The sequence below is a fragment of the Geobacillus proteiniphilus genome (assembly GCF_001908025.1).
GTDB lineage: Bacteria > Bacillota > Bacilli > Bacillales > Anoxybacillaceae > Geobacillus > Geobacillus proteiniphilus.
Genome location: NZ_MQMG01000005.1, coordinates 1 through 23,128, shown reverse-complemented (window position 1 = coordinate 23,128; position 23,128 = coordinate 1). Strand labels below are relative to the sequence as shown.

20 protein-coding genes are annotated in these 23,128 nt (G+C 54.0%); 17 read left to right on the top strand and 3 right to left on the bottom strand.

Going from position 1 to position 23,128, the window contains the following annotated elements; all coding sequences use genetic code 11:
* Positions 1-6: 6 nt before the first annotated feature.
* A complete protein-coding gene (locus tag BRO54_RS03015; RefSeq protein ID WP_074043086.1) occupies positions 7-1,680 on the bottom strand; it encodes a DUF6044 family protein in 1,674 nt (557 codons plus the stop codon).
* Positions 1,681-1,848: 168 nt separating this feature from the next.
* Positions 1,849-2,367: a MerR family transcriptional regulator gene (locus tag BRO54_RS03010; RefSeq protein ID WP_074043085.1), complete on the bottom strand. Its 519-nt coding sequence runs from the start codon at positions 2,365-2,367 to the stop codon at positions 1,849-1,851.
* Positions 2,368-2,585: 218 nt separating this feature from the next.
* On the opposite strand from BRO54_RS03010, the gene BRO54_RS03005 reads away from it, so the two are divergent.
* The 12 genes from BRO54_RS03005 (at position 2,586) to BRO54_RS02950 (ending at position 16,074) form a co-directional block, all read left to right on the top strand.
* Positions 2,586-3,758, top strand: a complete 1,173-nt coding sequence (locus BRO54_RS03005) for a PDZ domain-containing protein (RefSeq protein WP_062898923.1) — start codon at positions 2,586-2,588, stop codon at positions 3,756-3,758.
* 13 nt (positions 3,759-3,771) lie between these two features.
* Positions 3,772-3,996, top strand: coding sequence for a CsbA family protein (locus BRO54_RS03000; protein WP_062898922.1), 225 nt, complete (start codon positions 3,772-3,774; stop codon positions 3,994-3,996).
* A 249-nt stretch (positions 3,997-4,245) separates the two neighbouring features.
* The gene (gene uvrB / locus BRO54_RS02995; RefSeq protein WP_074043084.1) at positions 4,246-6,222 is read left to right on the top strand and encodes an excinuclease ABC subunit UvrB; all 1,977 of its coding nucleotides are present in this window, start codon (positions 4,246-4,248) and stop codon (positions 6,220-6,222) included.
* A gap of 16 nt (positions 6,223-6,238) precedes the next feature.
* On the top strand, positions 6,239-9,097 hold the full coding sequence (gene uvrA / locus BRO54_RS02990; protein ID WP_074043145.1) for an excinuclease ABC subunit UvrA: 2,859 nt from the start codon (positions 6,239-6,241) through the stop codon (positions 9,095-9,097).
* 128 nt (positions 9,098-9,225) lie between these two features.
* A complete protein-coding gene (locus BRO54_RS02985) occupies positions 9,226-9,552 on the top strand; it encodes a magnetosome magnetite crystal formation protein family (RefSeq protein WP_074043083.1) in 327 nt (108 codons plus the stop codon).
* Between the two features lie 111 nt (positions 9,553-9,663).
* Positions 9,664-10,026: a phage holin family protein gene (locus BRO54_RS02980; protein WP_011232553.1), complete on the top strand. Its 363-nt coding sequence runs from the start codon at positions 9,664-9,666 to the stop codon at positions 10,024-10,026.
* Positions 10,027-10,181: 155 nt separating this feature from the next.
* Positions 10,182-11,117: an HPr(Ser) kinase/phosphatase gene (hprK, locus tag BRO54_RS02975; RefSeq protein ID WP_033004901.1), complete on the top strand. Its 936-nt coding sequence runs from the start codon at positions 10,182-10,184 to the stop codon at positions 11,115-11,117.
* Positions 11,118-11,185: 68 nt separating this feature from the next.
* Positions 11,186-11,998, top strand: a complete 813-nt coding sequence (gene lgt / locus BRO54_RS02970) for a prolipoprotein diacylglyceryl transferase (protein ID WP_074043082.1) — start codon at positions 11,186-11,188, stop codon at positions 11,996-11,998.
* Between the two features lie 111 nt (positions 11,999-12,109).
* Positions 12,110-13,048, top strand: coding sequence for a nucleoside recognition domain-containing protein (locus tag BRO54_RS02965; RefSeq protein WP_074043081.1), 939 nt, complete (start codon positions 12,110-12,112; stop codon positions 13,046-13,048).
* Positions 13,045-13,689: a pyrophosphatase PpaX gene (ppaX, locus tag BRO54_RS02960; RefSeq protein ID WP_074043080.1), complete on the top strand. Its 645-nt coding sequence runs from the start codon at positions 13,045-13,047 to the stop codon at positions 13,687-13,689. Before BRO54_RS02965 ends, ppaX begins: the two co-directional genes overlap by 4 nt.
* A gap of 20 nt (positions 13,690-13,709) precedes the next feature.
* A complete protein-coding gene (locus tag BRO54_RS02955) occupies positions 13,710-14,207 on the top strand; it encodes an acyltransferase (RefSeq protein WP_074043144.1) in 498 nt (165 codons plus the stop codon).
* 1,168 nt (positions 14,208-15,375) lie between these two features.
* Complete coding sequence (locus BRO54_RS02950; protein ID WP_074043079.1) at positions 15,376-16,074, top strand: hypothetical protein; 699 nt, start codon at positions 15,376-15,378, stop codon at positions 16,072-16,074.
* 617 nt (positions 16,075-16,691) lie between these two features.
* Here BRO54_RS02950 and BRO54_RS02940 read toward each other — a convergent pair.
* Positions 16,692-17,324, bottom strand: a complete 633-nt coding sequence (locus tag BRO54_RS02940) for a type II toxin-antitoxin system PemK/MazF family toxin (protein WP_239691190.1) — start codon at positions 17,322-17,324, stop codon at positions 16,692-16,694.
* 1,182 nt (positions 17,325-18,506) lie between these two features.
* On the opposite strand from BRO54_RS02940, the gene BRO54_RS02925 reads away from it, so the two are divergent.
* The 5 genes from BRO54_RS02925 to hisH all read left to right on the top strand — a co-directional run.
* Complete coding sequence (locus BRO54_RS02925) at positions 18,507-19,691, top strand: ATP phosphoribosyltransferase regulatory subunit (RefSeq protein ID WP_074043077.1); 1,185 nt, start codon at positions 18,507-18,509, stop codon at positions 19,689-19,691.
* A gap of 178 nt (positions 19,692-19,869) precedes the next feature.
* On the top strand, positions 19,870-20,493 hold the full coding sequence (hisG, locus tag BRO54_RS02920; RefSeq protein WP_074043076.1) for an ATP phosphoribosyltransferase: 624 nt from the start codon (positions 19,870-19,872) through the stop codon (positions 20,491-20,493).
* Positions 20,494-20,646: 153 nt separating this feature from the next.
* Positions 20,647-21,921: a histidinol dehydrogenase gene (hisD, locus tag BRO54_RS02915; protein ID WP_074043075.1), complete on the top strand. Its 1,275-nt coding sequence runs from the start codon at positions 20,647-20,649 to the stop codon at positions 21,919-21,921.
* Between the two features lie 3 nt (positions 21,922-21,924).
* A complete protein-coding gene (gene hisB, locus BRO54_RS02910; protein WP_074043143.1) occupies positions 21,925-22,512 on the top strand; it encodes an imidazoleglycerol-phosphate dehydratase HisB in 588 nt (195 codons plus the stop codon).
* A 181-nt stretch (positions 22,513-22,693) separates the two neighbouring features.
* Positions 22,694-23,128 (top strand): imidazole glycerol phosphate synthase subunit HisH (gene hisH, locus BRO54_RS02905; protein WP_074043142.1); only part of this gene is annotated, 435 nt, incomplete at its 3' end.

The window sequence follows — 23,128 nt, the reverse complement described above, 5'->3', positions numbered from 1 at the left end:
TCCCTTTCACTCCACTTCGTATACATAAATTTTCCAGACTGACTGTCGATCGGTGAACGCCTGCAAGAAGCGGAGATGGATGTCGCGGGCGTTCATGATCGGGACGGAGGAAAAAATGTACTTGCCGCCAAGCTGTTTGAACGCCTTTGTGTCGATCTCGAAATGACGAATGACTTTATGCGAGCGTTTCGTGAACATGTAATGTTTCCCGAGCTCTGCCGAAAACAAATAGACACGGTTGCCCCAATGGTCGAAATAGTCTTTCAGCACAGGGCTTTTGTCCAATTCTTTGGCAATGATGCGGCGAAACTTCCGCTTATACGATAACGGGTAAAAATTGTTGTACGTATCGAGCGTATAAAACCCGTTATATTGGGCGATGGCCGGGTGAATCCCAACGCTGGCGACGCGGTAGGACGATACAGGCTTGCCGATGTATTGCTTGATTTCTGTAAATAAATGTTCTGAATAAAACTGCTCGAACGACGGCGTGCCAGCGAGGCGATAGCGGATTTCCTCGTTGAACCCGCCAAGCAAAAGCAGCTGCAGCGCCAAAGCGGTCGGCACGAGGCGCCGCCATGCCGCCCGGTCCTTGGCTAGGATTTGCAAGGCCAAGGCAAAATCGACGTAAATGACCATCGGCCGCAAAAAATGGAAGCGGGCGAAATTGAACGTATTCAAAAGCGAAATCCGTTCTTTCAGCGGCTGCCACCCTTTGTAAAACCAAAACGCATACCAAGCCGATAAGGCGATGTTCAACCAAAACAGCAAAAGGAAGCGCCGCTCCAATGGCCCGCGCTGACGGCGGCGCAAAACGAGAAAAAACGCCGCCCAAAGCACCGGCAAGATGATCGGTCCATGAACGGTCATCACATGCGTATGGCCGAGCACATAGTTTTTCAACGTTAAACGAAGGCAGTGGACGAAGCTGAGCCGCGAGGAGAGGAACTCGTTCCGGCTCGTCGGTTCGCCGCTGAAGACAAGCGAGTACACGAGGCGGTACTCGATGGCCAAAAACAAGCTTGTCATCAGGGCGATCGCGGCGAAAAACCGCTTGTTCCACTGCTTGCGGACAACGCCGTCGAACAGCCACACCGCCGCCATCGCGGCGAGGAAAAAGAAAAATCCGAGCACAAAGCTGGCGTAAAACGGAAGCAAGATGATCGCAAGCCATTCTTTCCATGTCGCTTCTCCGTTGCGGATCGACAGAAACGCCCAAAGCGCCAGCGGCATGCCGAGCGTGCTTAACATGCCGGACGGCCAAAACGGCGTCAGCGCAAAAGCAAGCGCCGCCCCGACGCGAATGAGCCATGATTCCGGTGAAGGCAAAAAGTGGCGCCTGAGCAGCCAATACATGCCCAAAAAGGCGAATACCCTCGTGATCGTCTGGCTGAGTGCGTACGCCACCATGGAGGGAAACAAAGCGTGCAGCCAAACGATGCCGCTGAATTCGGTGCCGAAGGCGTTGCGCGGCAACCCGTTGATCACTTGCGGGATGACGGCATCGATTGGGCCAAATAGTTGGCCGCTGCGAACGAGCACGCGATACCAGGCGATGTTCGAATCCATATTGTCGTGCACGCGAATATGGGCGTGTTCGCCTAAAATGTACAGCGGAGAAAGGTATAGAGCCAATACGATGAACGCGATGGCGACCGCTTTTCGTTCCTTTTGTTCCATCTCGCGCGCCCTCCTTTCCCGTACGGGAAGATTGCACAACATGATCCATTATAAACCGCTGCGATTAAAAAAGAATAAAAAAATCGTAAAGAAGTGGTGAAGGGGAGAAAAAAAGGGGAAAGAAGCAACCAAAAAAACACCCTGCGTCAAGCAGGGGGGATGGAACCGTTAGGCAAACAACCTCATCACCCGCCCAAGGCCGCGCCGTTTCTGTTTCGGCTCTTCCGGCGGTTCATGGGGAGCAGGGGGACGGGTATTCAGCTGCTGTTCAAGGCGGGCGACAAGCTGCTCCAACGCAGTGAGGCGGGCGGCGATTTCTTCCATTTCTTGGCGGTGATGCAACAGTTGAATGGAGACGACGTCATCTGCTTTTTGCTCCAGTTGCTGTTCGAGCTGGTCCAAGCGCGAGGAGACGCGGGCGATTTCGGGTTCGATCGATCCAAATAAGGCGTCAATGGGAACGTTGTTCCGCGGCGGCGTCGGAGGGCGTTTCGGCGTCGGAGGCGCTTCCATGGCGGCGCCTTGTTCAAATTTGACCCGTTCGAGCAAGGCGACTGTTTTTTCATCAAACAAGTAGTGGCCGGCCTCGTTTTTCCGCAGCGTAATGTCGTATTTGCGCACCCAGCGCTGGATCGTTTTCGGCGATACACCAAGGCGAGCAGCGACGTCGGACGTTTTCAATTCCATCGTTTCACTCCTCCTTGTTTCGTCTTGTTTATACTTTTTCCTCTGCATCTTTGAAAATCCTTCCCGGCCGACAAAACTAGTGTTGATTCGGCAAAGAAAGTGGAAAACAGCGAAGATTCGCCATTGGCGAAAAAAGATGGCTGTGGGCATGGGAATTGGCCATGCCATTTGGTAGAATAGAAGATAAAGAATGATGAACGACGCAAGGGGTGAAGCGGATGGCAACATGGTGGCTGGAATGGCTTGAGGGCGTCGCGTCGGTTTGGCGGCAGCCGCTTCTTTATTATGGCGCCGCGCTCGCTTTGGCCGTCGGTTGGCGGCGGGTGAAGCGGGAGCGCCGCGATTTTCATGTGCGCGTCTACAGCCTATGGCAAGAGTGGCGCGGGCTTTGGACGAAGGGATGGATGGCTGGAGCGGTGTTGTCGGCGGCGGCCGTCGGCATCGGGATCGCGGTGCCGCAGGAAGCGGTTTGGACGGTGACGGTGCTGACGGTGCTCTTTAGTTTGACGATGGAAGCGCGTTTGTTGTCGCCTGCTTATACGGTTGGCGGCGCGCTTCTCGTGTTCGGTTTGGCGGAACGAAGCGGGATGTTGGCCGGCTGGCTGCCGGAGGGCATGGCGGCGGCGCCGGCTTTGGCGGTGTGGCTTGCGTTGCTGCTGCTTTCGGAAGGATGGCTTATCATCCGCACGCGAAACGAGGCGGCCTCGCCGCAGCTTGCGAAAAGCAAGCGGGGGATGACGGTCGGCCTGCAATGGGCGCAGCGCCTTTGGTTTGTGCCGGTTGTGCTGCCAGTATCAGGCGGCGCGCTGCCGCCGGCTTCCTGGTGGCCGCTCGTTTCGACGGGAGACGGCTATTCGTTTTGGCTCGTGCCGTTTCTTCTCGGCTTTTCCCAGCGCCGGCAGCACATGCTGCCGGCGGAAGCGGCGCGCGCGGAGGGGCGGCTTGTTGTTCGGCTGGCGTTCGTTGTCGCCCTATTGGCCGCTTCCGGCATATGGTATCCACCGCTGGCGGTTGCGGCGGGGGCTATGGCCATCATCGGCCGCGAATGGATCGCGCTTTCCGGGCATCGCGCCGACCGCGCCCGCCCGCCCCGCTTTGCCCGCCATCCGCACGGCTTGGTGATTGTCGGCGTGCTTCCCGGCTCGAAAGCGGAAAAAATGGGGCTAGGCATCGGGGAAGTCATCATCAAAACAAACGGCGTCCCGGTGCGGAGTGAAACCGAGTTTTACGAGGCGCTCCAGCGCAACCGCGCGTTCTGCAAGTTGGATGTCGTCGGACATAACGGCGAAGTCCGCTTCGTCCAAGGGGCGCTCTATGAGGATGAGCATCATGAACTCGGGCTGCTGTTCGTCCGTGATCGGCACGCATCAGCGTCTGAAGCTGTTTCGTAAAGGAGAATGGACCATGTGGTTTTTGGCGGCACTCATCATTCCGTGCCTATTGGTGCTGTTGTTTGCGCGGGTGACGTACAATCGGTACATCGCTGTGCTGTTGACCGTTGCGCTGCTTGTCGCTTCCTACTTTAAAGGCTATACGGACGAGCTGCATGAAATCGTTGCTGACATCGCATCGACGATCGCCGGCTTTCTTTGGGCCGGCCGCATGCTCGACCATCTGAAGCAAAAATGAAGCGGCGCTGTCGGTTCAACCGTCTGTTTTTGGAAAAAGGCATCGCCGGCTGAACCTCGGATTGTCGAAATGGAACGGAGCGAAGACGCGGACCTTGGGCATGAATGGGTCCGCTTTTTCGCGTTTTTCGGTGCGAAGCGATGGAAAACGCTGAGTGGATTGGTACGAATATGAGTTCGCATTTTTGATGCATTGATCATAGCGATGTGATACAATGGGGAAAGATGGTATGGAGAAGGGGGAGCGACGGTGGAGGACCGTTTTCAATTAGTATCGTCTTACCAACCGCAAGGCGATCAGCCCCAGGCGATTGCCAAGCTCGTTGACGGCCTGCGCCGCGGGGTGAAGCATCAAACGCTGCTTGGGGCGACGGGGACGGGCAAAACGTTTACGATCTCGAACGTGATCGCCCAAGTAAACAAACCGACGCTCGTCATCGCCCACAACAAAACGCTCGCTGGCCAATTGTACAGCGAGCTGAAAGAGTTTTTCCCGCACAACGCCGTCGAATATTTTGTCAGCTATTACGATTACTATCAGCCGGAAGCGTACGTGCCGCAGACGGATACGTACATTGAAAAAGACGCGAAAATCAACGATGAAATCGACAAATTGCGGCACTCGGCGACATCAGCCTTGTTTGAGCGCCGGGACGTGATTATCGTTGCCAGCGTGTCGTGCATTTACGGTTTAGGGTCGCCGGAAGAGTACCGCGAACTGGTCGTATCGCTGCGCGTTGGGATGGAGATCGAGCGCAACGCGTTGCTTCGGCGGCTTGTCGACATCCAATACGACCGCAATGACATCGATTTTCGGCGCGGCACGTTCCGCGTCCGCGGCGATGTTGTCGAAATTTTCCCCGCGTCGCGCGATGAGCATTGCATTCGCGTTGAGTTTTTCGGCGATGAAATCGAGCGCATCCGCGAGGTGGACGCCTTAACCGGCGAGGTGCTCGGCGAGCGCGAGCATGTCGCCATTTTCCCGGCGTCCCACTTCGTGACGCGCGAGGAGAAAATGCGGCTGGCCATTCAAAACATCGAACAAGAGCTTGAGGAGCGGCTGGCCGAACTGCGCGCGCAAGGGAAACTTCTCGAGGCGCAGCGGCTTGAGCAGCGGACGCGCTATGACCTTGAAATGATGCGCGAGATGGGCTTTTGTTCCGGCATCGAAAACTACTCGCGCCATTTGGCGCTGCGGCCCCCGGGCTCGACGCCGTATACATTGCTTGACTATTTTCCGGACGATTTTTTGATCATCATTGATGAGTCGCACGTCACCTTGCCGCAGCTGCGCGGCATGTACAACGGCGACCGGGCGCGCAAGCAAGTGCTCGTCGACCACGGCTTCCGCCTGCCGTCGGCGCTTGACAACCGGCCGCTCACGTTTGAAGAGTTCGAGCAAAAAATCAATCAAATTATTTACGTCTCGGCTACGCCAGGGCCGTACGAGCTCGAGCACAGCCCGGGCGTTGTCGAACAAATCATCCGTCCGACGGGGCTTCTCGACCCAACGATCGACGTCCGCCCGACAAGGGGGCAAATCGACGATTTGATCGGCGAAATTCGCGAGCGCGTCGAGCGAAACGAGCGGACGTTGGTGACGACGCTGACGAAAAAAATGGCGGAAGATTTGACCGATTATTTGAAAGAAGCGGGGATCAAGGTGGCGTATTTGCATTCGGAAATTAAGACGCTCGAGCGCATTGAAATTATCCGCGATTTGCGGCTCGGCAAATACGATGTGCTGGTCGGCATCAACTTGCTTCGCGAGGGGCTCGACATTCCGGAAGTGTCGCTTGTCGCCATTTTGGATGCCGACAAAGAAGGATTTTTGCGCTCGGAGCGCTCGCTCATTCAGACGATCGGCCGGGCGGCGCGCAACGCGAACGGCCATGTGATCATGTACGCCGATACGATCACGAAATCGATGGAAATCGCCATTCAAGAGACGAAGCGGCGCCGCGCGATTCAAGAAGAGTACAACCGAAAGCACGGCATCGTGCCGCGCACCGTTCAAAAGGACATTCGTGATGTCATCCGCGCGACGTACGCGGCGGAGGAGACGGGAACGTACGAAGCGAAGCCGGCGGCGACGATGACGAAACAGGAACGGGAAGAGCTGATTCAAAAGCTCGAAGCGGAAATGAAAGAGGCGGCCAAAGCGCTCGACTTCGAGCGGGCCGCCCAGCTGCGCGATATCATTTTCGAATTGAAAGCGGAAGGGTGATGGCCGGGTGAACGGAATGGATAAAATTATCGTCAAAGGGGCGCGCGCCCACAACTTGAAAAACATTGACGTCGAAATCCCGCGCGGCAAGCTCGTCGTCTTGACCGGGCTGTCCGGGTCGGGGAAGTCGTCGTTGGCGTTTGATACGATTTACGCGGAAGGCCAGCGGCGCTATGTTGAATCGCTGTCGGCTTATGCCCGCCAGTTTTTAGGGCAGATGGAAAAACCGGACGTCGATGCGATTGAAGGATTGTCGCCGGCCATTTCGATCGATCAAAAAACGACGAGCCGCAACCCGCGCTCAACCGTCGGCACGGTGACGGAAATTTACGATTATTTGCGGCTGCTATTCGCCCGCATCGGCCGTCCGTTCTGCCCGACGCACGGCATTGAAATCCAATCGCAGACGATCGAGCAAATGGTCGACCGGCTGCTCTCTTACCCGGAGCGGACGAAAATGCAAATTCTCGCCCCAATCGTCTCGGGGAGAAAAGGAACGCACGCCAAGACGCTCGAAGACATCCGCAAGCAAGGGTATGTGCGCGTCCGCATTGACGGCGAGATGCGCGAGTTGACCGAAGACATTGAGCTCGAAAAAAACAAAAAACATTCGATTGATGTCGTCGTCGACCGCATCATCATCAAAGACGGCATCGCCGCCAGGCTTGCCGATTCGCTTGAGACGGCGCTGAAGCTCGCTGACGGCAAAGTCGTCGTCGATGTGATTGGCGAGGGGGAGCTGCTGTTCAGCGAAAAGCATGCCTGCCCGTACTGCGGCTTTTCGATCGGGGAGCTTGAACCGCGTCTGTTTTCGTTCAACAGTCCGTTCGGCGCCTGCCCGGACTGCGACGGGCTCGGGGCGAAGCTCGAAGTGGATCCGGATTTGGTCATCCCGAACGATGAGCTGACGTTAAAAGAACACGCCATCGCTCCGTGGGAGCCGCAAAGCTCGCAATATTACCCGCAGCTGCTCGAAGCCGTGTGCCGCCATTACGGCATCCCGATGGACGTGCCGGTCAGAGACTTGCCGAAAGAGCAGCTGGATAAAATTTTGTACGGCAGCGGCGGTGAGCCGATTTATTTCCGCTATACGAACGATTTTGGTCAAGTGCGCGAACAATACATCGCGTTTGAAGGCGTCATTCCGAACGTCGAGCGTCGCTATCGCGAGACGAGCTCGGACTACATCCGCGAGCAGATGGAAAAGTATATGGCGGAACAACCATGTCCGACATGCCAAGGACACCGGTTGAAAAAAGAAAGCCTCGCCGTCCTTGTCGGCGGCAAACATATCGGCGAAGTGGCGGCCATGTCGGTGACTGAGGCGCTCGCCTTTTTTGACGGGCTCGAGTTGACCGAAAAAGAGGCGCAAATCGCCCGCCTTATTTTGCGCGAAATTCGCGACCGGCTCGGCTTTTTGCAAAACGTCGGCCTCGACTATTTGACGCTCAGCCGCTCGGCAGGAACGCTCTCCGGCGGCGAGGCGCAGCGCATCCGCTTGGCGACGCAGATCGGCTCGCGGCTGACGGGGGTGTTGTACGTGCTCGACGAGCCGTCGATCGGGCTTCATCAGCGCGACAACGACCGGCTGATCGCGACGTTGAAAAGCATGCGCGACCTCGGCAATACGCTCATTGTGGTGGAGCACGACGAGGATACCATGCTGGCCGCGGACTATTTGATTGACATTGGTCCGGGGGCGGGCATCCACGGCGGCGAGGTCGTCGCCGCCGGCACGCCGGAAGAAGTGATGAACGACCCGAACTCGCTCACCGGCCAGTATTTATCGGGGAAAAAATTCATCCCGATTCCGGCCGAGCGTCGCCGTCCGGACGGACGTTGGCTTGAGGTGGTCGGCGCGCGCGAGCATAACTTAAAAAATGTATCCGTCAAAATTCCGCTCGGCACGTTTGTCGCCGTCACCGGGGTGTCGGGCTCGGGCAAAAGCACACTCGTCAACGAAGTGCTGTATAAGGCGCTGGCGCAAAAGTTGCACCGGGCGAAGGCGAAGCCGGGCGAGCACCGCGACATTCGTGGGCTTGAGCATCTCGATAAAGTCATTGACATCGACCAGTCGCCGATCGGCCGCACGCCAAGATCGAACCCGGCGACGTACACCGGGGTGTTTGATGATATCCGCGAGGTGTTTGCGGCGACGAACGAAGCGAAAGTGCGCGGCTACAAAAAAGGGCGGTTCAGCTTCAATGTCAAAGGTGGACGCTGCGAGGCGTGCCATGGCGATGGCATCATCAAAATTGAAATGCACTTTTTGCCGGACGTGTACGTCCCGTGCGAAGTGTGCCACGGCAAACGGTACAACCGCGAGACGCTCGAGGTGACGTACAAAGGGAAAAACATCGCCGAGGTGCTGGACATGACGGTCGAAGATGCGCTCGACTTTTTCGCTTCGATCCCGAAAATCAAACGCAAGCTCGAGACGCTCTATGACGTCGGCCTCGGCTATATGAAGCTCGGCCAGCCGGCGACGACGCTCTCGGGCGGCGAGGCGCAGCGCGTCAAGCTCGCCGCCGAATTGCACCGCCGCTCAAACGGCCGGACGCTCTACATTTTGGACGAGCCGACGACCGGGCTTCATGTCGATGACATCGCCCGGCTGCTTCACGTGCTCCACCGGCTCGTCGACAACGGCGATACCGTGCTTGTCATTGAACATAACTTGGACGTCATTAAAACGGCCGATTACATCATTGACTTAGGTCCGGAAGGCGGCGACCGCGGCGGGCAAATTGTCGCCGTCGGCACGCCGGAAGAGGTGGCGGAGGTGGAAGCGTCCTACACCGGGCGCTACTTGAAACCGATTCTCGAGCGCGACCGGGCGCGCATGCAGGAGCGATATGAAGCGGCAAAGGTGTAAAGGCCTTTGCGGCTTTATCCGCCGCTTGGGGCACCGGCGGCCGCCGCCTTTTTTTGCCGTCGGCAGGAAACTTTTCCTAGCGGCCGTCGTATATACAGGTAAAGGAAACTTGGAAAGGGGATTGCCGATTGTCGACGAACAAAGTGTTGTCCGCGCTTTGTTATTTCAGCGTCTTTTTTGCGCCGTTCATTTTGCCGATCGTCGTCTATTTTGTTGTCGAAGATCTTGAAGTCAAACACCATGCCAAGCGGTCGCTCGTGTCGCATTTGATTCCGGCCATCACGATTCTCTTGTTCATTGCGTTGGCCGCGTCGCCGGTGCTGTTCGGCCATTGGGGCGAGGAATCGCTTCTTTTTGGCGGCGGGCTCGTATGGCTTGGTTTTCTCGTTGCTGGGGCGGTGAACCTCGTTGTTGTGATTTGGAATGTCATTAAGGGGATTCAAGTGTTAAAATAGAAAACAACAGCACCGCTGAAAGAAAACGATGACTGATTGCCATCGGTTCGAGGCAAGATATGTCGAGGATGGCGTTTCAAGGCGGAAGATTACAGAAAAGATGGTGATGTGATGCTCAATTGGCTGATCGGTGTGTTTATCAATACCGTGCTGCTGATGGCGATTGACGGCTATTTTGACGATATTCACTTCAGCGGCATCGGCGCCGCGTTTCTAGCGAGCGTGATTTTGGCGGTGCTCAACGCCGTCGTTCGCCCAGTGCTCATCTTGTTGACGCTGCCGGTGACGGTGTTGACGCTCGGTTTGTTTTTGTTTGTCATTAACGCCATCACGCTCATGATGACCGCAGGACTGATGGGCGATGCGTTTCAAATCGGCGGCTTTGGCACGGCGCTGCTCGCCTCGATCGTCTTGTCGTTTTTCCACCTGCTCGTGCAAAAAGCGATTATCGAGCCGTTGCGCAACCGGTCGTAACGGGGGCGGCATGATTGGTTTGTTTCGATGGGTTCTGCTTGATCGGGACGGGGTGAGCCGTCCCTGTTTTGTTTCCCCCGAATGTTTTCCATTCAACGGCGGAACGAAACGTGTTACAATGGAAAAAGATGAAGAAAGGGGAGAAAGGGCCACGTATGCCAAAAGTGCGGACGAAAGACATCATTGAACAGTTCCAGCTCGAGCTCGTCAGCGGCGCGGAGGGCATTTACCGCCCGATTACGACGAGCGACTTGTCGCGGCCTGGGATTGAAATGGCCGGCTATTTCGCCTATTACCCGGCGGAGCGCCTGCAGCTGCTCGGACGGACGGAGCTGTCGTTTTACGAAACGTTGACGCCGGAAGAAAAAAAGTCGCGGATGGAGCGGCTTTGCACCGACATTACGCCAGGGATCATCGTCTCGCGCGGATTGGAAGTGCCGCCGGAGCTGATCGAAGCGTCTGAGCGCCAGTCGGTGCCGGTCATGCGCTCGACGATGAAAACGACCCGCTTGTCAAGCCGATTGACGAACTATTTGGAAAGCAAGCTCGCCCCCACCACCGCGGTGCACGGGGTGCTTGTCGATGTGTACGGCGTCGGGGTGTTGATCACTGGCAAAAGCGGCGTCGGCAAAAGCGAAACAGCGCTGGAGCTCGTCAAACGCGGCCATCGGTTGGTCGCCGACGACTGTGTGGAAATCCGCCAAGAAGATGAAGATACGCTCGTCGGCAGCGCGCCGGAGCTGATCGAGCATCTGCTTGAGATTCGCGGCCTCGGCATTATTAATATGATGACGCTGTTCGGCGCAGGGGCAGTGCGGACGCATAAGCGCATTTCGCTCGTCGTCGACTTGGAGCTTTGGGATCCGGAGAAGCAGTACGACCGGCTCGGGTTGGAAGAAGAGAAAGTGAAAATTTTGGATACCGAATTGCCGAAATTAACGATTCCGGTCCGCCCAGGGCGCAACTTGGCGGTCATCGTCGAAGTGGCGGCGATGAACTTCCGGCTGAAGCGGATGGGCGTCAACGCGGCTGAGGAGTTTTCGGCGCGACTGAGCGACGCCATCGAAGACGGCGCGCACGATTACGATTGATGGGCAGTCGTGTTTCTGTAGTCGGAGGAATGGGTTCGGTTTTGCATGAAGCATAGGAGGTGGAAACGATGGAATCGACGATTCAGCCGCTCGACCGCGTGTTTTTGCACCTTGGCCCCATTACGATTTATTGGTATGGGGTCATTATCGGCACCGGTGTGTTGATTGGGCTATGGCTGGCGACGCGCGAAGGGGTGCGGCGCGGCTTGCCGAAAGAGACGTTTGTCGATCTCGTGTTATTTGCCGTGCCGATCGCCATTGTCTGCGCGCGAGCGTACTACGTGCTGTTTGAATGGCACTATTATTCAAAGCATTTGTCCGAGATTCCAAAAGTTTGGCAAGGCGGCCTCGCCATTCACGGCGGTTTGATCGGGGCGGTGGCGACGGGCGCGGTGTTCGCCCGCACGCGCGGGCTGTCGTTTTGGAAGCTCGCCGATATTGCCGCGCCAAGCATCATTTTAGGCCAGGCAATCGGGCGCTGGGGCAATTTTATGAACCAAGAGGCGCACGGCGGCCCGGTGTCGCGCCAGTTTCTTGAAAATTTGCATTTGCCGGATTGGATCATCAACCAAATGTACATTGACGGGCGCTATTGGCATCCGACGTTTTTGTACGAATCGCTTTGGAATTTGGCCGGTTTTTGTCTTTTGCTTTGGCTGCGGCGTGTGAACTTGCGGCGCGGCGAGCTGTTTTTGTCGTATTTGATTTGGTATTCCGTCGGCCGCTTTTGGATTGAAGGGATGCGCACCGACAGCTTGATGCTGGCCGGCAGTCTGCGAGCGGCGCAAGTGATGTCCGTGACGCTCATTGTTTTGTCCGTAGCGCTTTGGATCGTGCGCCGGGCGAAAGGCTGGGCGGACGCGCGGTATCAAGATGAATAGTGGCTTAGGTTGGTTCGAGACAAATGAGAAAAAGGATGCTGTGTGTGGTATCAAGAGAATCATTGCTCGGCCGCACCGCGGTATGAAGGCAAGCAAAGGAGAGAGGAGAACATGGCAGGAACGTTGCAGCGCGGCGTGCTCGCCGGGCTGAAGACGTCATGGGCGCTTGGCAAAATCATTTTTCCGGTGACGCTTCTTTTGGCGCTGTTGCAGCCGACGCCGCTGTTTTCGTGGCTCATTGACTTTGTCACCCCGTTCATGAAATGGTTCGGCTTATCAGGCGATGCGGCCGTGCCGCTTGTGCTCGGCAACTTGCTCGGGCTGTATGCGGCGATCGGGGCGATGCTGACGATCGAGTTTACAGTGAAAGAAGTGCTCATTCTAGCTGTCATGCTTTCCTTTTCTCATAACTTGATCGTCGAGTCATCCGTCGCTTCGCGCACCGGGATGAGCGTCTGGCTCATGATCGTCGTGCGCGTCGGACTGGCCGTTGTGTCGGGACTGTTGATCGCCCATCTATGGGACGGGGGGCAGGAGATCGCCCAATATGGGTTTGTCACGCACGAAGCCGCTCCTCCGTCCGGCTGGGGGGCGGTTGCTTTAGCCGCGCTGAAAAAGGCGATCACCGGCATTGTGCAACTCGTGATCATCGTCATTCCGCTCATGACGGTCATTCAAATTTTAAAAGAACGCCACTGGATCGAGACGGTTTCACGCTGGATGGCGCCGGCGACCAAGATGCTTGGCATGAGCCCGAACACATCGCTCACGCTCGCGGCCGGCTTTGTGTTCGGCCTCGCTTATGGGGCGGGGGTGATGATTCAGGCGGCGAAAGAAGACGGCGTCTCGAAGCGCGATTTGACGCTGGCGTTCATTTTTCTCGTGTCATGCCACGCAGTCGTCGAAGATACGCTCATTTTCGTCCCGCTTGGCATTCCCGTATGGCCGCTGCTTTTGATCCGTTTGATTACGGCGGTGCTGTTGACCATGGCGGTGGCGTTCGTTTGGCGCCGCTTTGAACATCCGACTAGAAAGGAAGCCGCTTCATGACGATTCGCACCATTTTGTTTGACCTTGACGGCACATTGATTGATACGAACGAACTCATCATCCAGTCGTTTTTGCATACGCTGGAAACATACTACCCGGGCCGCTACAAGCGCCAGGACGTTCTGCCGTTTATCGGCCCGTCGCTGTATGAGACGTTCAGCTCGCTTGATCCAGAACGAGCCGAAGAGATGGTGGCGGCGTACCGTGCGTTCAACCATGCCCGCCATGACGAATTGATCCGCGAGTTTGACACGGTGTATGAAACGATCGAAACGCTCCACCGCCACGGCTTCCGCCTCGGCGTCGTGACGACGAAAATGCATGACACTGCCCTGATGGGGTTAAGAAAAACGCGGCTTGAACCGTTTTTCTCGTGCGTCATCGGCCTAGATGATGTCACGCGGCCAAAGCCGGACCCCGAGCCCATTTATAAAGCGCTCGAGGCGTTGCAGTCAACGCCTTCGGAAGCGCTCATGGTCGGGGACAACTACCACGACATTTTGGCTGGCAAAAACGCCGGCGTAAAAACGGCCGGCGTCGCCTGGGCGATTAAAGGCCGCGGCCATTTGGAACAATATGAACCGGACTATATGCTGGAAAAAATGAGCGATTTGTTGGCCATTGTTGGCATTAACGAATGAAAGGGGGAGCCGTTCTCCCGGTGAGACGAACGACAAAATACCCTGTCCAAGGAGCGAACTCGCTCTGGCAATTGTACCGCACCGTATCGTTTTGGAAAGTGCTGAAAAACGTCATCATCATTCAAATCGGGCGCTACACGCCGTTTTTGCCGCTGAAAAACTGGCTGTACCGCACGTTTCTCGGCATGAAAATCGGCGAGCAAACGGCGCTCGCCTTTATGGTCATGCCGGATATTCTCTTCCCGGAAAAAATCCGCATCGGCCGCAACTGCGTCATCGGCTACAACACGACGATTCTCGCCCACGAATATTTAGTGGACGAATACCGCCTCGGCGATGTGGTGATCGGCGATGAGGTGATGATCGGCGCGAACTCGACCATTTTGCCCGGTGTGGTGATCGGCGACCGCGCCGTGGTCGCCGCCGGCACCGTCGTCCATAAAGATGTCCCGCCCGGGGCGATGGTCGCCGGCTGCCCGATGCGCATCGTTCGCACGAACGAACCGCCTTCCAATTGAATGGGGGCGGGTTTTTGTTTGGAAAAATGAGGGGTCAGACAAAGTTATGGAAAGTGTTGACATATTATTCTTTTTTTTTTACAATTCAAATAGATATTATGTTTAAACTCACATTTCGCACCCTGAATAAAAATTCGAAATAAGCCCGATTTGACCGAATAAAAATTAATTATTTTACAATTTTTGTATAAAAAATTATTTTTATGCGAATATCCGGGTTGTTTTTTTGTATATTATGCAAAGGTTGCGAAATATGAGTTTAAAGTAAATGAATGGATTGAAAGGATGTGAGGATATGAGGTGAGCGGCTTTCATTCATTGGAGAAAAAGCGGATTCTTCCCATGATGATATGTTCTGACCCCATCATGATTTTGCCTCCTAGAAGACCGGTGATTTAACGAAAAAGGTGGATCATCCCAACTCTCTTTCAATTAGAGAAACATCCCACATGAGCAAATTTTGCTCTTCATCTGAGCAGGAAAATGGCCCATCAAGGTTCGCGCATTTTCACGGAAAGGAGATATGCGATGGTAAAAAACATAGTGGTTTTTATGTTTTTGTTTTTATTTGGACTATCTAATCTTTTTTGCACCCCAATAGTATCTGCTAGTGATGGGAATATTACTACTGTTTCTACTCCGGAAAGTTCGCACGTATCTTCTGTGACCACAGTGTACGAATTGATCCCAGTGTTTATAACTCAGTCGTCCAATGCAAATATTTCTAACAAGGCGAGTTCATATGGAAGTGCGACCGTTACTTGTAGAGACGGAGGTCATGGGGTTGCTGTTTGTAATACAAAATATACGTTGGTTAACGATGTGATTAGCTCCATATCCACAACAGTTTATATTTATAAACCTGGTGGAATATATGTAGATAGTGAGAGAGAGACTTTATTTACTGGGGGACATATAGTCAAGTGGAAATGTATGTGGGACCAGGTACTTATTATTCCGAATTATGGGGGACTGTGTATGGACTAAAAGGAGCATACAGAGTTACCAACCTTGCATCTAGGACTTTCATTATAAAATAATTTTAGGAACTTGAATAAATGATTTTGTCTAAAACTATGAACGATCTTTGATTTTTTAGAATTAAATATGGGGTATCTTGAGTCTAGCCTTTAAAGGATCTATATTTCGTAAAAAGGATGTAAATATTATGATGAAGTGGTATCAACGTTCGTTTTTCCAACCACCGCAAATCGACCCGAACCGAAACGAAGAGTCATTTCGACTGCAGCCGATCGAGTTGGACAGTGATAAGCCTCCCTTTTCTACGCTTGCCCAGTTTTTCCTTGCCGAGCATGTGCTGTATGATGTGCCTGAATTGGTCACGGTTATCCCCATTCCAAACCGAGAGATGGAGGACATTGCTTTCCGTGAGATTGCGGTTCATTTTCATAACGTTTCTGGCGTATATATCGACGATCAACTCCATCGCTTGCAGCTCCGACATATAAGAAAGGATTCGAAACACCGTTTCCAAACAATGTTAAAAAGAGGGATGATTGCCACCATGGTGAGGCAGCTCTATTTCCTTGGACAACCGGAATTGCTGGAACATCGATATGTCCATTTGCACAGGAGAAACCAGGTCCACTATGAAGTACGAAGGAGCGAAATCAAGCCGCTGACGCACATCGATCCCGACACCATGCGCTGCATTTCGTTCATTCAACATACGTTTGGCCAAACAGAAGGTGTGTTCACGGTATTTCCACAAGGTTGGACGTTCAGAGATGAGTTAAAAGACTTGGAAGCGATCCGTCTTTTGAGCCACATGTTTGATTCGTTGTTCATCACGGTCGATGCTGATGACCATCGAGTTTTGTACATGCAAGTGGTTTCTTGCCGTTAGCGGCATTCTTGGCACCGTCGTCCATCAAGACGTCCCGCCCGGAGCGATGGCCGCCGGCTGCCCGATGCGCATTGTCCGCACGAACAAACCGCCTTCCGATTGAACGGGGGCGGGTTTTTGTTTGGAAAAATGAGGGGCCAGAAAAAGTGAGGGAATTGTTTACCTGAGTTCGACGATCACTAGGCAAACAAAATTCCTCCCATCCCCATCACCTTCGCTTTCGTCCATTTGGCCTTCGGATCCTATTCGTTGTGAGCAAGCTGGAGATACGCTACGGTCGTTCCGTCTTTGTTTTTGCGTGTGGCTCGTCGCATGTACATGCCTATATGATAAACGATATTGGGCTTTTCATGTCTAACCTGTTTAGGTGAGAATGGGAATAACAACTTTCGGTGAAGGTGGATAAGAGAGAGTTCACAAGATGCAAAGTCAGCGAAACACGTAAAAAGCCGCCCCGTAAATGGGGCGGCTTTTCCTTTTGGACCGCGCATGCGGCGGTCAGTTGAAAAATATTTTTGGCCGCACTTGAGTTCAAGGAACTCAAAGGGCATTATTTATCGTATGCTTGTTTTCCGAATCTCATGCAAAGAAAATAATAAAGCATTTTGACAGAAGTGTCAAGAACGGTTTTCTGGATCTTTTCTAAGTTTAGTGTACATCCTACGGATTTTTTCGTCAATCAAGTCCATTTGTTCGCTTGTTAATTTGAAAACGCCGTCTTTTGCTTTTTTGGGTTTGAAAATGCGAATTTTGCTTATAGGGCGCATTTGGTTTGGAATGGCCACTGCCTTTTTTTCGTTCAGTCCCTCAATCGTACCTAAAAAGACCGAGTCTTTATGTACATCCTGTTCTGTTTCGTTTTCGTCTAACGAAGATAAAGGAACGACGTTGACGACGGGATTGTTTTTTGAACTATCGCGAATGACAACAGCATAGTGCATGCCGCCGAATTCAGCGCCAACATTAAAGCCAAAATGCGCTAAAACGATTTCTGACCGCTTATAAGCTCTTAGGTAAGATGGGTCAAATGTTTCTTCCCAGACGAGATATTTGTTTTGTGTTTCAAGCCACTCAATAAATATTCTTCCCCGCTTTTCGTCCATATTCTCAATGATTTTTTGCAGTTCCATTAGCTGTCTATTCATTGCTCTTACCAAATCTTTATTCTCATGCAACTTTTTTAACATGGTTTCTCTCCTCTCTCCGTTAAAACGATCATTGAGACTTTGTATCTCTAACCGCAATTCCATCCCCCATCAATCCGCAAACCTTTATAAAGTCGACAGCCCTTAACGAGTTGTTATTAATAGATGAACGAAATGTCACAAATGCTTGGCGATCGCAGCCATGTTGTTTATGTCGGATTCGGCTATCATGATTTTTAAAGTATGCTTAAGTTCCATGACATCTAGAAATTTTTTTCAATATTTTCACTTACCAACAATTATAGCACTGAAACATCGAATTCATTAAAGAGACAAAATATTCATTATTGAGCACCATCTGTTGTGGGATCGACAACAGTCCGCACGAATGAACCGCCTTCCAATTGAATGGGGGCAGGGTTTTGTTTGGAAAAATGAAGATTTCCAGAAAAAGTGATAAAAAGATTGGGACACAAAGAACATTTATAATGCGACTGATGAAGATCGTCTGTCGGGCGTAGGTTTTCTATATGATTTAACCAGTACGGCGTATGACGCGAAAGGAACGACGTATGTGTATTTAATTGGCAATGACGAGTCAAAAATCAAATCAACAACTTATTCTGCCTTTAAGGCTTGGTACGGGCATGACACATGGGCTGCGGATCTAGGAATCTCTATTGGGCTGCCAAGGGGTGCGGAGATCGCTGCAAATGTTAGTTTCGGCAATGAAGAGTATACGACGGCGTCTACATCCATTTATAATCCTAGCTTAAGCTATTAACTAGGGTGGTCATTCTATGAACAAATTACGCGGCTTTGTTACTATACTGGTTTTTAAGTGTGAGCATAATGATAGGAACGAACAAAACAGTGGCAGCAAATGTATTTCCTGCGTTTTATCCTTTAGAAGTGGATTTAAGCACTAATCAACTGACTTACAATAGAAACAAGGTTGTGCGTTGGGTCGTGAATATAGCTGGCGGCTCATCTTACCGACCAAATTTTACTGCCCATTTTACCGATACAAAAGGGAATAGCTACTGGATTGAAAATCTAAATAAGTACTCTACTTTGTTAGGGATTTATTCCATTAGTGTGGATAATCGCCTATGCGACATGGAACGAAATGGACAAGCGCTTCCTTTTTTGAAGCGATCTTGTCCGTTTTGTTATTTGTGAAGCATTCCCCCCTTGACGCTGTGGCCGCAAAGGAGTAAACTACTAATAACTTCACTTCTCTACCATATTAGCAAACTAAAGCATTTTGATAAAGGGCGTGGGGACATGGCAAAAAAGCTGTTCATGTTTGAAAAACCGTTAGGCATGCGCGATACGCTGCCGTTTTTATATGAGTTGAAAAAACAAGTGCGCTCGGTGATGGCGGAAGAAATTGAGCGCTGGGGGTACGAGTTTATCGAAACGCCGACGTTGGAATATTATGAAACGGTCGGGGCGGCGTCGGCGATTGCCGATCATCGGCTGTTTAAGCTCCTCGATCAGCAAGGGCATACGCTCGTGCTCCGACCTGATATGACGGCGCCGATCGCCCGGGTGGCGGCGTCGCGGTTGTATGAAGACGGCAATCCGCTCCGGTTGGCGTACAACGCCAATGTGTTCCGCGCCCAGCAGCGCGAAGGGGGGCGGCCGGCGGAGTTCGAACAGATTGGCGTCGAGCTGATCGGCGACGGCACGGTGACCGCCGACGCCGAGGTCATTAGCTTAATGGTGGCGTTGTTGAAGCGCGTAGGGCTGGGCCGGTTTTCCGTGGCGGTCGGTCATATTGGGTATGTGAACGCACTGTTTTTGGAGATTTTAGGGAATGAAGAGCGGGCGAGCGCGCTCCGCCGCTTTTTGTATGAAAAAAATTACGTCGGCTACCGCGAACATGTGAAGTCGTGGCCGCTTTCGTCGATCGATCAAAAGCGGCTGTTGGATTTGCTTGCGTTGCGCGGCGGAACGGAAGTGATGGAAAAGGCGAAAACGCTCGTCACAAGCGACGAAGGACGGCGGGCGGCCGATGAGCTGGAGGCGCTCATGGCGGCGCTTAGGACGTACGGGGTGGCCGAAGCGGTGAAGCTCGATATGGCGCTCGTGAGCCATATGAGCTATTACACCGGCATTTTATTTGAAGTGTACGCCGAGCAAGTGGGATTCCCGATCGGCAACGGCGGCCGGTATGATGATTTGCTTGGGAAGTTTTCCCGCCCGGCGCCGGCGACAGGGTTTGGCTTGCGCGTCGACCGTTTGATCGAGGCGATCGGGGAAACGGATGTGCGCGGCGACATCGAATGCATCGTGTTCAGCCAAGAGCGGCTGGCGGAAGCGGTGGAATTGGCCGAAGCGAAACGGGCGGAAGGCAAGCGCGTCGTCTTGCAGCATATCGCCGGCATTCGCGATATTGACGCCTACAGCCAGCGCTATCGGTCGATCGTGTATTTGCTTGGCCGCAGCGGGCGCGATGGGCAGTGAACATAACAGAGAAGGGGCCGCCGGTTGGTCATCGACGCTGTTGAAAACGGCAGCGATTGGCGGGACAGAGCGGATGCGAAGAACGGACGGGAGAGGCTGCCCATGGCGGTGGAGAGCATGCGGTGTACTCGAGGCCCAGCGCCGCATTTGACATGATGAGGAGCAAGGAGGAAGAATGATGCTGACGATTGCCATGCCAAAAGGGCGCATTTTTGACGAAGCGCTCGAACTTCTCCGCCAGGCCGATTACCAGCTGCCGCCGGAATTTACCGAGTCGCGCAAGCTCGTGATCGAGGTGGCGGAGGAACAGATGCGCTTTATTTTGGCGAAACCGATGGATGTCGTCACCTATGTCGAGCATGGGGTCGCGGATTTGGGCATTGCCGGCAAGGACGTGCTGATGGAAGAAGAACGGGATGTGTATGAACTGCTCGATTTGCAAATCAGCCGCTGCCATTTGGCGGTCGCCGGGCTGCCCGGCGCCAAGATGAACGAAATCGCACCAAGGGTGGCGACGAAATACCCGAACATCGCGTCAACGTATTTTCGCGAGCAAGGCGAGCAAGTCGAAATCATCCGCCTGAACGGATCCATTGAACTCGCCCCGCTGATCGGCCTTGCCGACCGGATCGTGGACATCGTTTCCACGGGGCGGACGTTGAAAGAAAACGGGCTTGTCGAGCTTGAACGGATCGCCGAGGTGACGTCGCGCCTGATCGTCAACCCGGCGAGCTACCGGCTAAACGGCGGGGACATTGAACGGTTGGTCGACCGATTGGCGGCGGTCATTCCCCAGCCGTAGGAAAAAAGGTGTGACAGAGCGGAAATGGGCGGTTTCCGAAGAATGGGTTGGTGGAGATTCGGGAATGGCGGAGCGGCGTTGACAACGCCGTTGGAAAATAGCAGGTTGCCAATGGACGAAAACCGATGGACGTCACAGAAAGGGGAGCGAACGATGAAAATCGAACGGATCCGAGGCGGCGTTTCGCTGCGGCGCACGATTGAAAGCGGAACGGAGGAGCAGCGGCGCGCGGTGCTTGATATCATCGCCAACGTGCGCGCCCGCGGCGATGCGGCGCTCAAAGAATATACAGAACGGTTTGACGGCGTCCGCTTGGATTCGCTCAAGGTGACGGAAGAGGAAATGAAGCGCGCGCATGCGGTGATGAGCGCGGAGATGCTTGAGATCATTCGCCAAGCGGCGGCGAACATTCGCGACTACCATGAGCGGCAAAAACGCGAATCATGGTTGATGACGAAAGAAGACGGCACGATTCTCGGGCAAAAAGTGACGCCGCTCGATGCGGTCGGATTGTACGTGCCAGGCGGGACGGCCGCTTATCCGTCGTCTGTGCTTATGAACGTCATTCCCGCACAAGTGGCGGGGGTGAAACGGATTGTCATCACCTCGCCGCCAAACAAAGACGGCACGCTCCCGGTTGGGGTGCTGGCCGCCGCCTATGAACTCGGCGTGACGGAAATTTACAAAGTCGGCGGCGCGCAGGCGATCGCCGCGCTTGCTTACGGGACGGAAACGATTCGGCCGGTTGATAAAATTTTCGGGCCGGGCAATATTTATGTGGCATTGGCGAAGCGGGAAGTGTTCGGGCATGTGGCGATCGACATGATCGCTGGGCCGAGCGAAATTGTTGTGCTCGCCGATGAAACGGCCCGACCGGATGAGATTGCGGCGGATTTGTTGTCGCAAGCCGAGCATGACGTGCGGGCGTCGGCCATTTTGGTGACGCCGTCGATGAAATTGGCGATGGCGGTGGCGAGCGAAGTCGAACGGCAGCTTGAAACGCTGCCGCGCCGCGACATTGCCCAAGCGGCGCTTGAGAACTATGGCGCCATTTACGTCACCGAGACGCTTGAGGAAGCGGTGGATGTTGTGAACGAACTGGCGCCGGAGCATTTGGAAGTGATGACGGCAGAACCGCTCGCGCTGCTCGGCCGGCTCCGCCATGCGGGAGCGATGTTTTTCGGCCGCTTCAGCTCCGAGCCGGTCGGCGACTATTTCGCCGGGCCGAACCACGTGCTGCCGACGAACGGTACGGCAAGGTTTTCAAGCGGTCTCGGCGTCGATGAGTTTGTGAAAAAATCAAGCGTGATCGTTTACAGTGAAGCCGCATTGAAACAACATGGAGAAAAAATCGCCGCCTTTGCCCGCCTCGAGGGGCTGGAAGCGCACGCGCGCGCCATTGAGGTGCGGCTCGAGAAAGGGGAATGAATGATGGCAAGGGAAGCGACGATCGCGAGAACGACGAACGAGACGAGCATTCAATTATCGCTTTCGTTGGATGGCGAAGGGAAGGCGGAACTGGAAACGGGCGTGCCGTTTTTAACCCATATGCTCGATTTGTTCGCCAAGCACGGCCAGTTCGATTTGCGCATTGAGGCCAAAGGCGACACGCATATTGACGACCACCATACGACTGAAGACATCGGCATTTGCCTCGGACAGGCGATCAAGGAAGCGCTTGGCGACAAAAAAGGGATCAAGCGGTATGGCAATGCGTTTGTGCCGATGGATGACGCCTTGGCGCAAGTTGTGATCGACTTGAGCAATCGCCCGCATTTTGAGTTTCGCGGCGAGTTTCCGGCAGCGAAAGTCGGCGCGTTTGATGTCGAGCTCGTGCATGAGTTTTTGTGGAAACTGGCGCTTGAGGCGCGGATGAACTTGCATGTCATCGTCCATTACGGGCGCAATACGCACCATATGATCGAAGCGGTGTTTAAGGCGCTCGGGCGGGCGTTGGATGAAGCAACGATGATCGACCCGCGCGTCAAAGGTGTTCCGTCGACAAAAGGGATGCTGTAGCCGATCTAGTGCGGCGCCCCCGTGGGGAAAGAGTTCCGCGGGCAAAGGGAATGCGGCCGGGCGCCAAGGAGAGGCCCGCGCGTGAAAGGAGCGCCGTTCATAAAAGGCATGCCGTCATCAAGTTGTTCGGTGAATGATGGAAAACGATCGATTGGCATGGATCAGCGAAGAAAGGAATGGGATGACGATGATCGGGATCATCGACTATGGCATGGGCAACTTATACAGCGTCAGCAAAGCGCTCGAGCGGCTCGGCTGTCCGTATGTCCTAAGCGGCGACAAAGAGGAGCTGGAGCAGGCGCGCGGGCTGATTTTGCCCGGTGTCGGCTCGTTTCGCGATGCGATGCACATTTTAAATGAGACAGGCCTAGCCGCTTTCATCCGTTCGGCGGCTGAAAACGGCACGCCGCTGCTCGGCATTTGTTTAGGGATGCAGCTATTGTTTGACGAAAGCGAGGAAAATGGGCCGACAAAAGGGCTTGGCTTGCTTCGCGGCCGCGTCGTCCGCTTTCCGGGCGTCACGAAAACCGGCGAGCCATATAAAGTGCCGCACATGGGCTGGAACCGGCTCCGTTTCCATCGTCCGTCGCCGCTCCTTAATGGCGTCGAGGAAGGG

Bases quoted from the DNA above. Each gene is read 5' to 3' on its own strand.
- BRO54_RS03015 (WP_074043086.1), bottom strand. From the start codon at position 1,680: ATGGAACAAAAGGAACGAAAAGCGGTCGCCATCGCGTTCATCGTATTG.
- BRO54_RS03010 (WP_074043085.1), bottom strand. From the start codon at position 2,367: ATGGAATTGAAAACGTCCGACGTCGCTGCTCGCCTTGGTGTATCGCCG.
- BRO54_RS03005 (WP_062898923.1), top strand. From the start codon at position 2,586: ATGGCAACATGGTGGCTGGAATGGCTTGAGGGCGTCGCGTCGGTTTGG.
- BRO54_RS03000 (WP_062898922.1), top strand. From the start codon at position 3,772: ATGTGGTTTTTGGCGGCACTCATCATTCCGTGCCTATTGGTGCTGTTG.
- uvrA (WP_074043145.1), top strand. From the start codon at position 6,239: ATGGATAAAATTATCGTCAAAGGGGCGCGCGCCCACAACTTGAAAAAC.
- BRO54_RS02980 (WP_011232553.1), top strand. From the start codon at position 9,664: ATGCTCAATTGGCTGATCGGTGTGTTTATCAATACCGTGCTGCTGATG.
- hprK (WP_033004901.1), top strand. From the start codon at position 10,182: ATGCCAAAAGTGCGGACGAAAGACATCATTGAACAGTTCCAGCTCGAG.
- lgt (WP_074043082.1), top strand. From the start codon at position 11,186: ATGGAATCGACGATTCAGCCGCTCGACCGCGTGTTTTTGCACCTTGGC.
- BRO54_RS02965 (WP_074043081.1), top strand. From the start codon at position 12,110: ATGGCAGGAACGTTGCAGCGCGGCGTGCTCGCCGGGCTGAAGACGTCA.
- ppaX (WP_074043080.1), top strand. From the start codon at position 13,045: ATGACGATTCGCACCATTTTGTTTGACCTTGACGGCACATTGATTGAT.
- BRO54_RS02950 (WP_074043079.1), top strand. From the start codon at position 15,376: ATGATGAAGTGGTATCAACGTTCGTTTTTCCAACCACCGCAAATCGAC.
- BRO54_RS02940 (WP_239691190.1), bottom strand. From the start codon at position 17,324: ATGGAATTGCGGTTAGAGATACAAAGTCTCAATGATCGTTTTAACGGA.
- BRO54_RS02925 (WP_074043077.1), top strand. From the start codon at position 18,507: ATGGCAAAAAAGCTGTTCATGTTTGAAAAACCGTTAGGCATGCGCGAT.
- hisG (WP_074043076.1), top strand. From the start codon at position 19,870: ATGCTGACGATTGCCATGCCAAAAGGGCGCATTTTTGACGAAGCGCTC.
- hisD (WP_074043075.1), top strand. From the start codon at position 20,647: ATGAAAATCGAACGGATCCGAGGCGGCGTTTCGCTGCGGCGCACGATT.
- hisB (WP_074043143.1), top strand. From the start codon at position 21,925: ATGGCAAGGGAAGCGACGATCGCGAGAACGACGAACGAGACGAGCATT.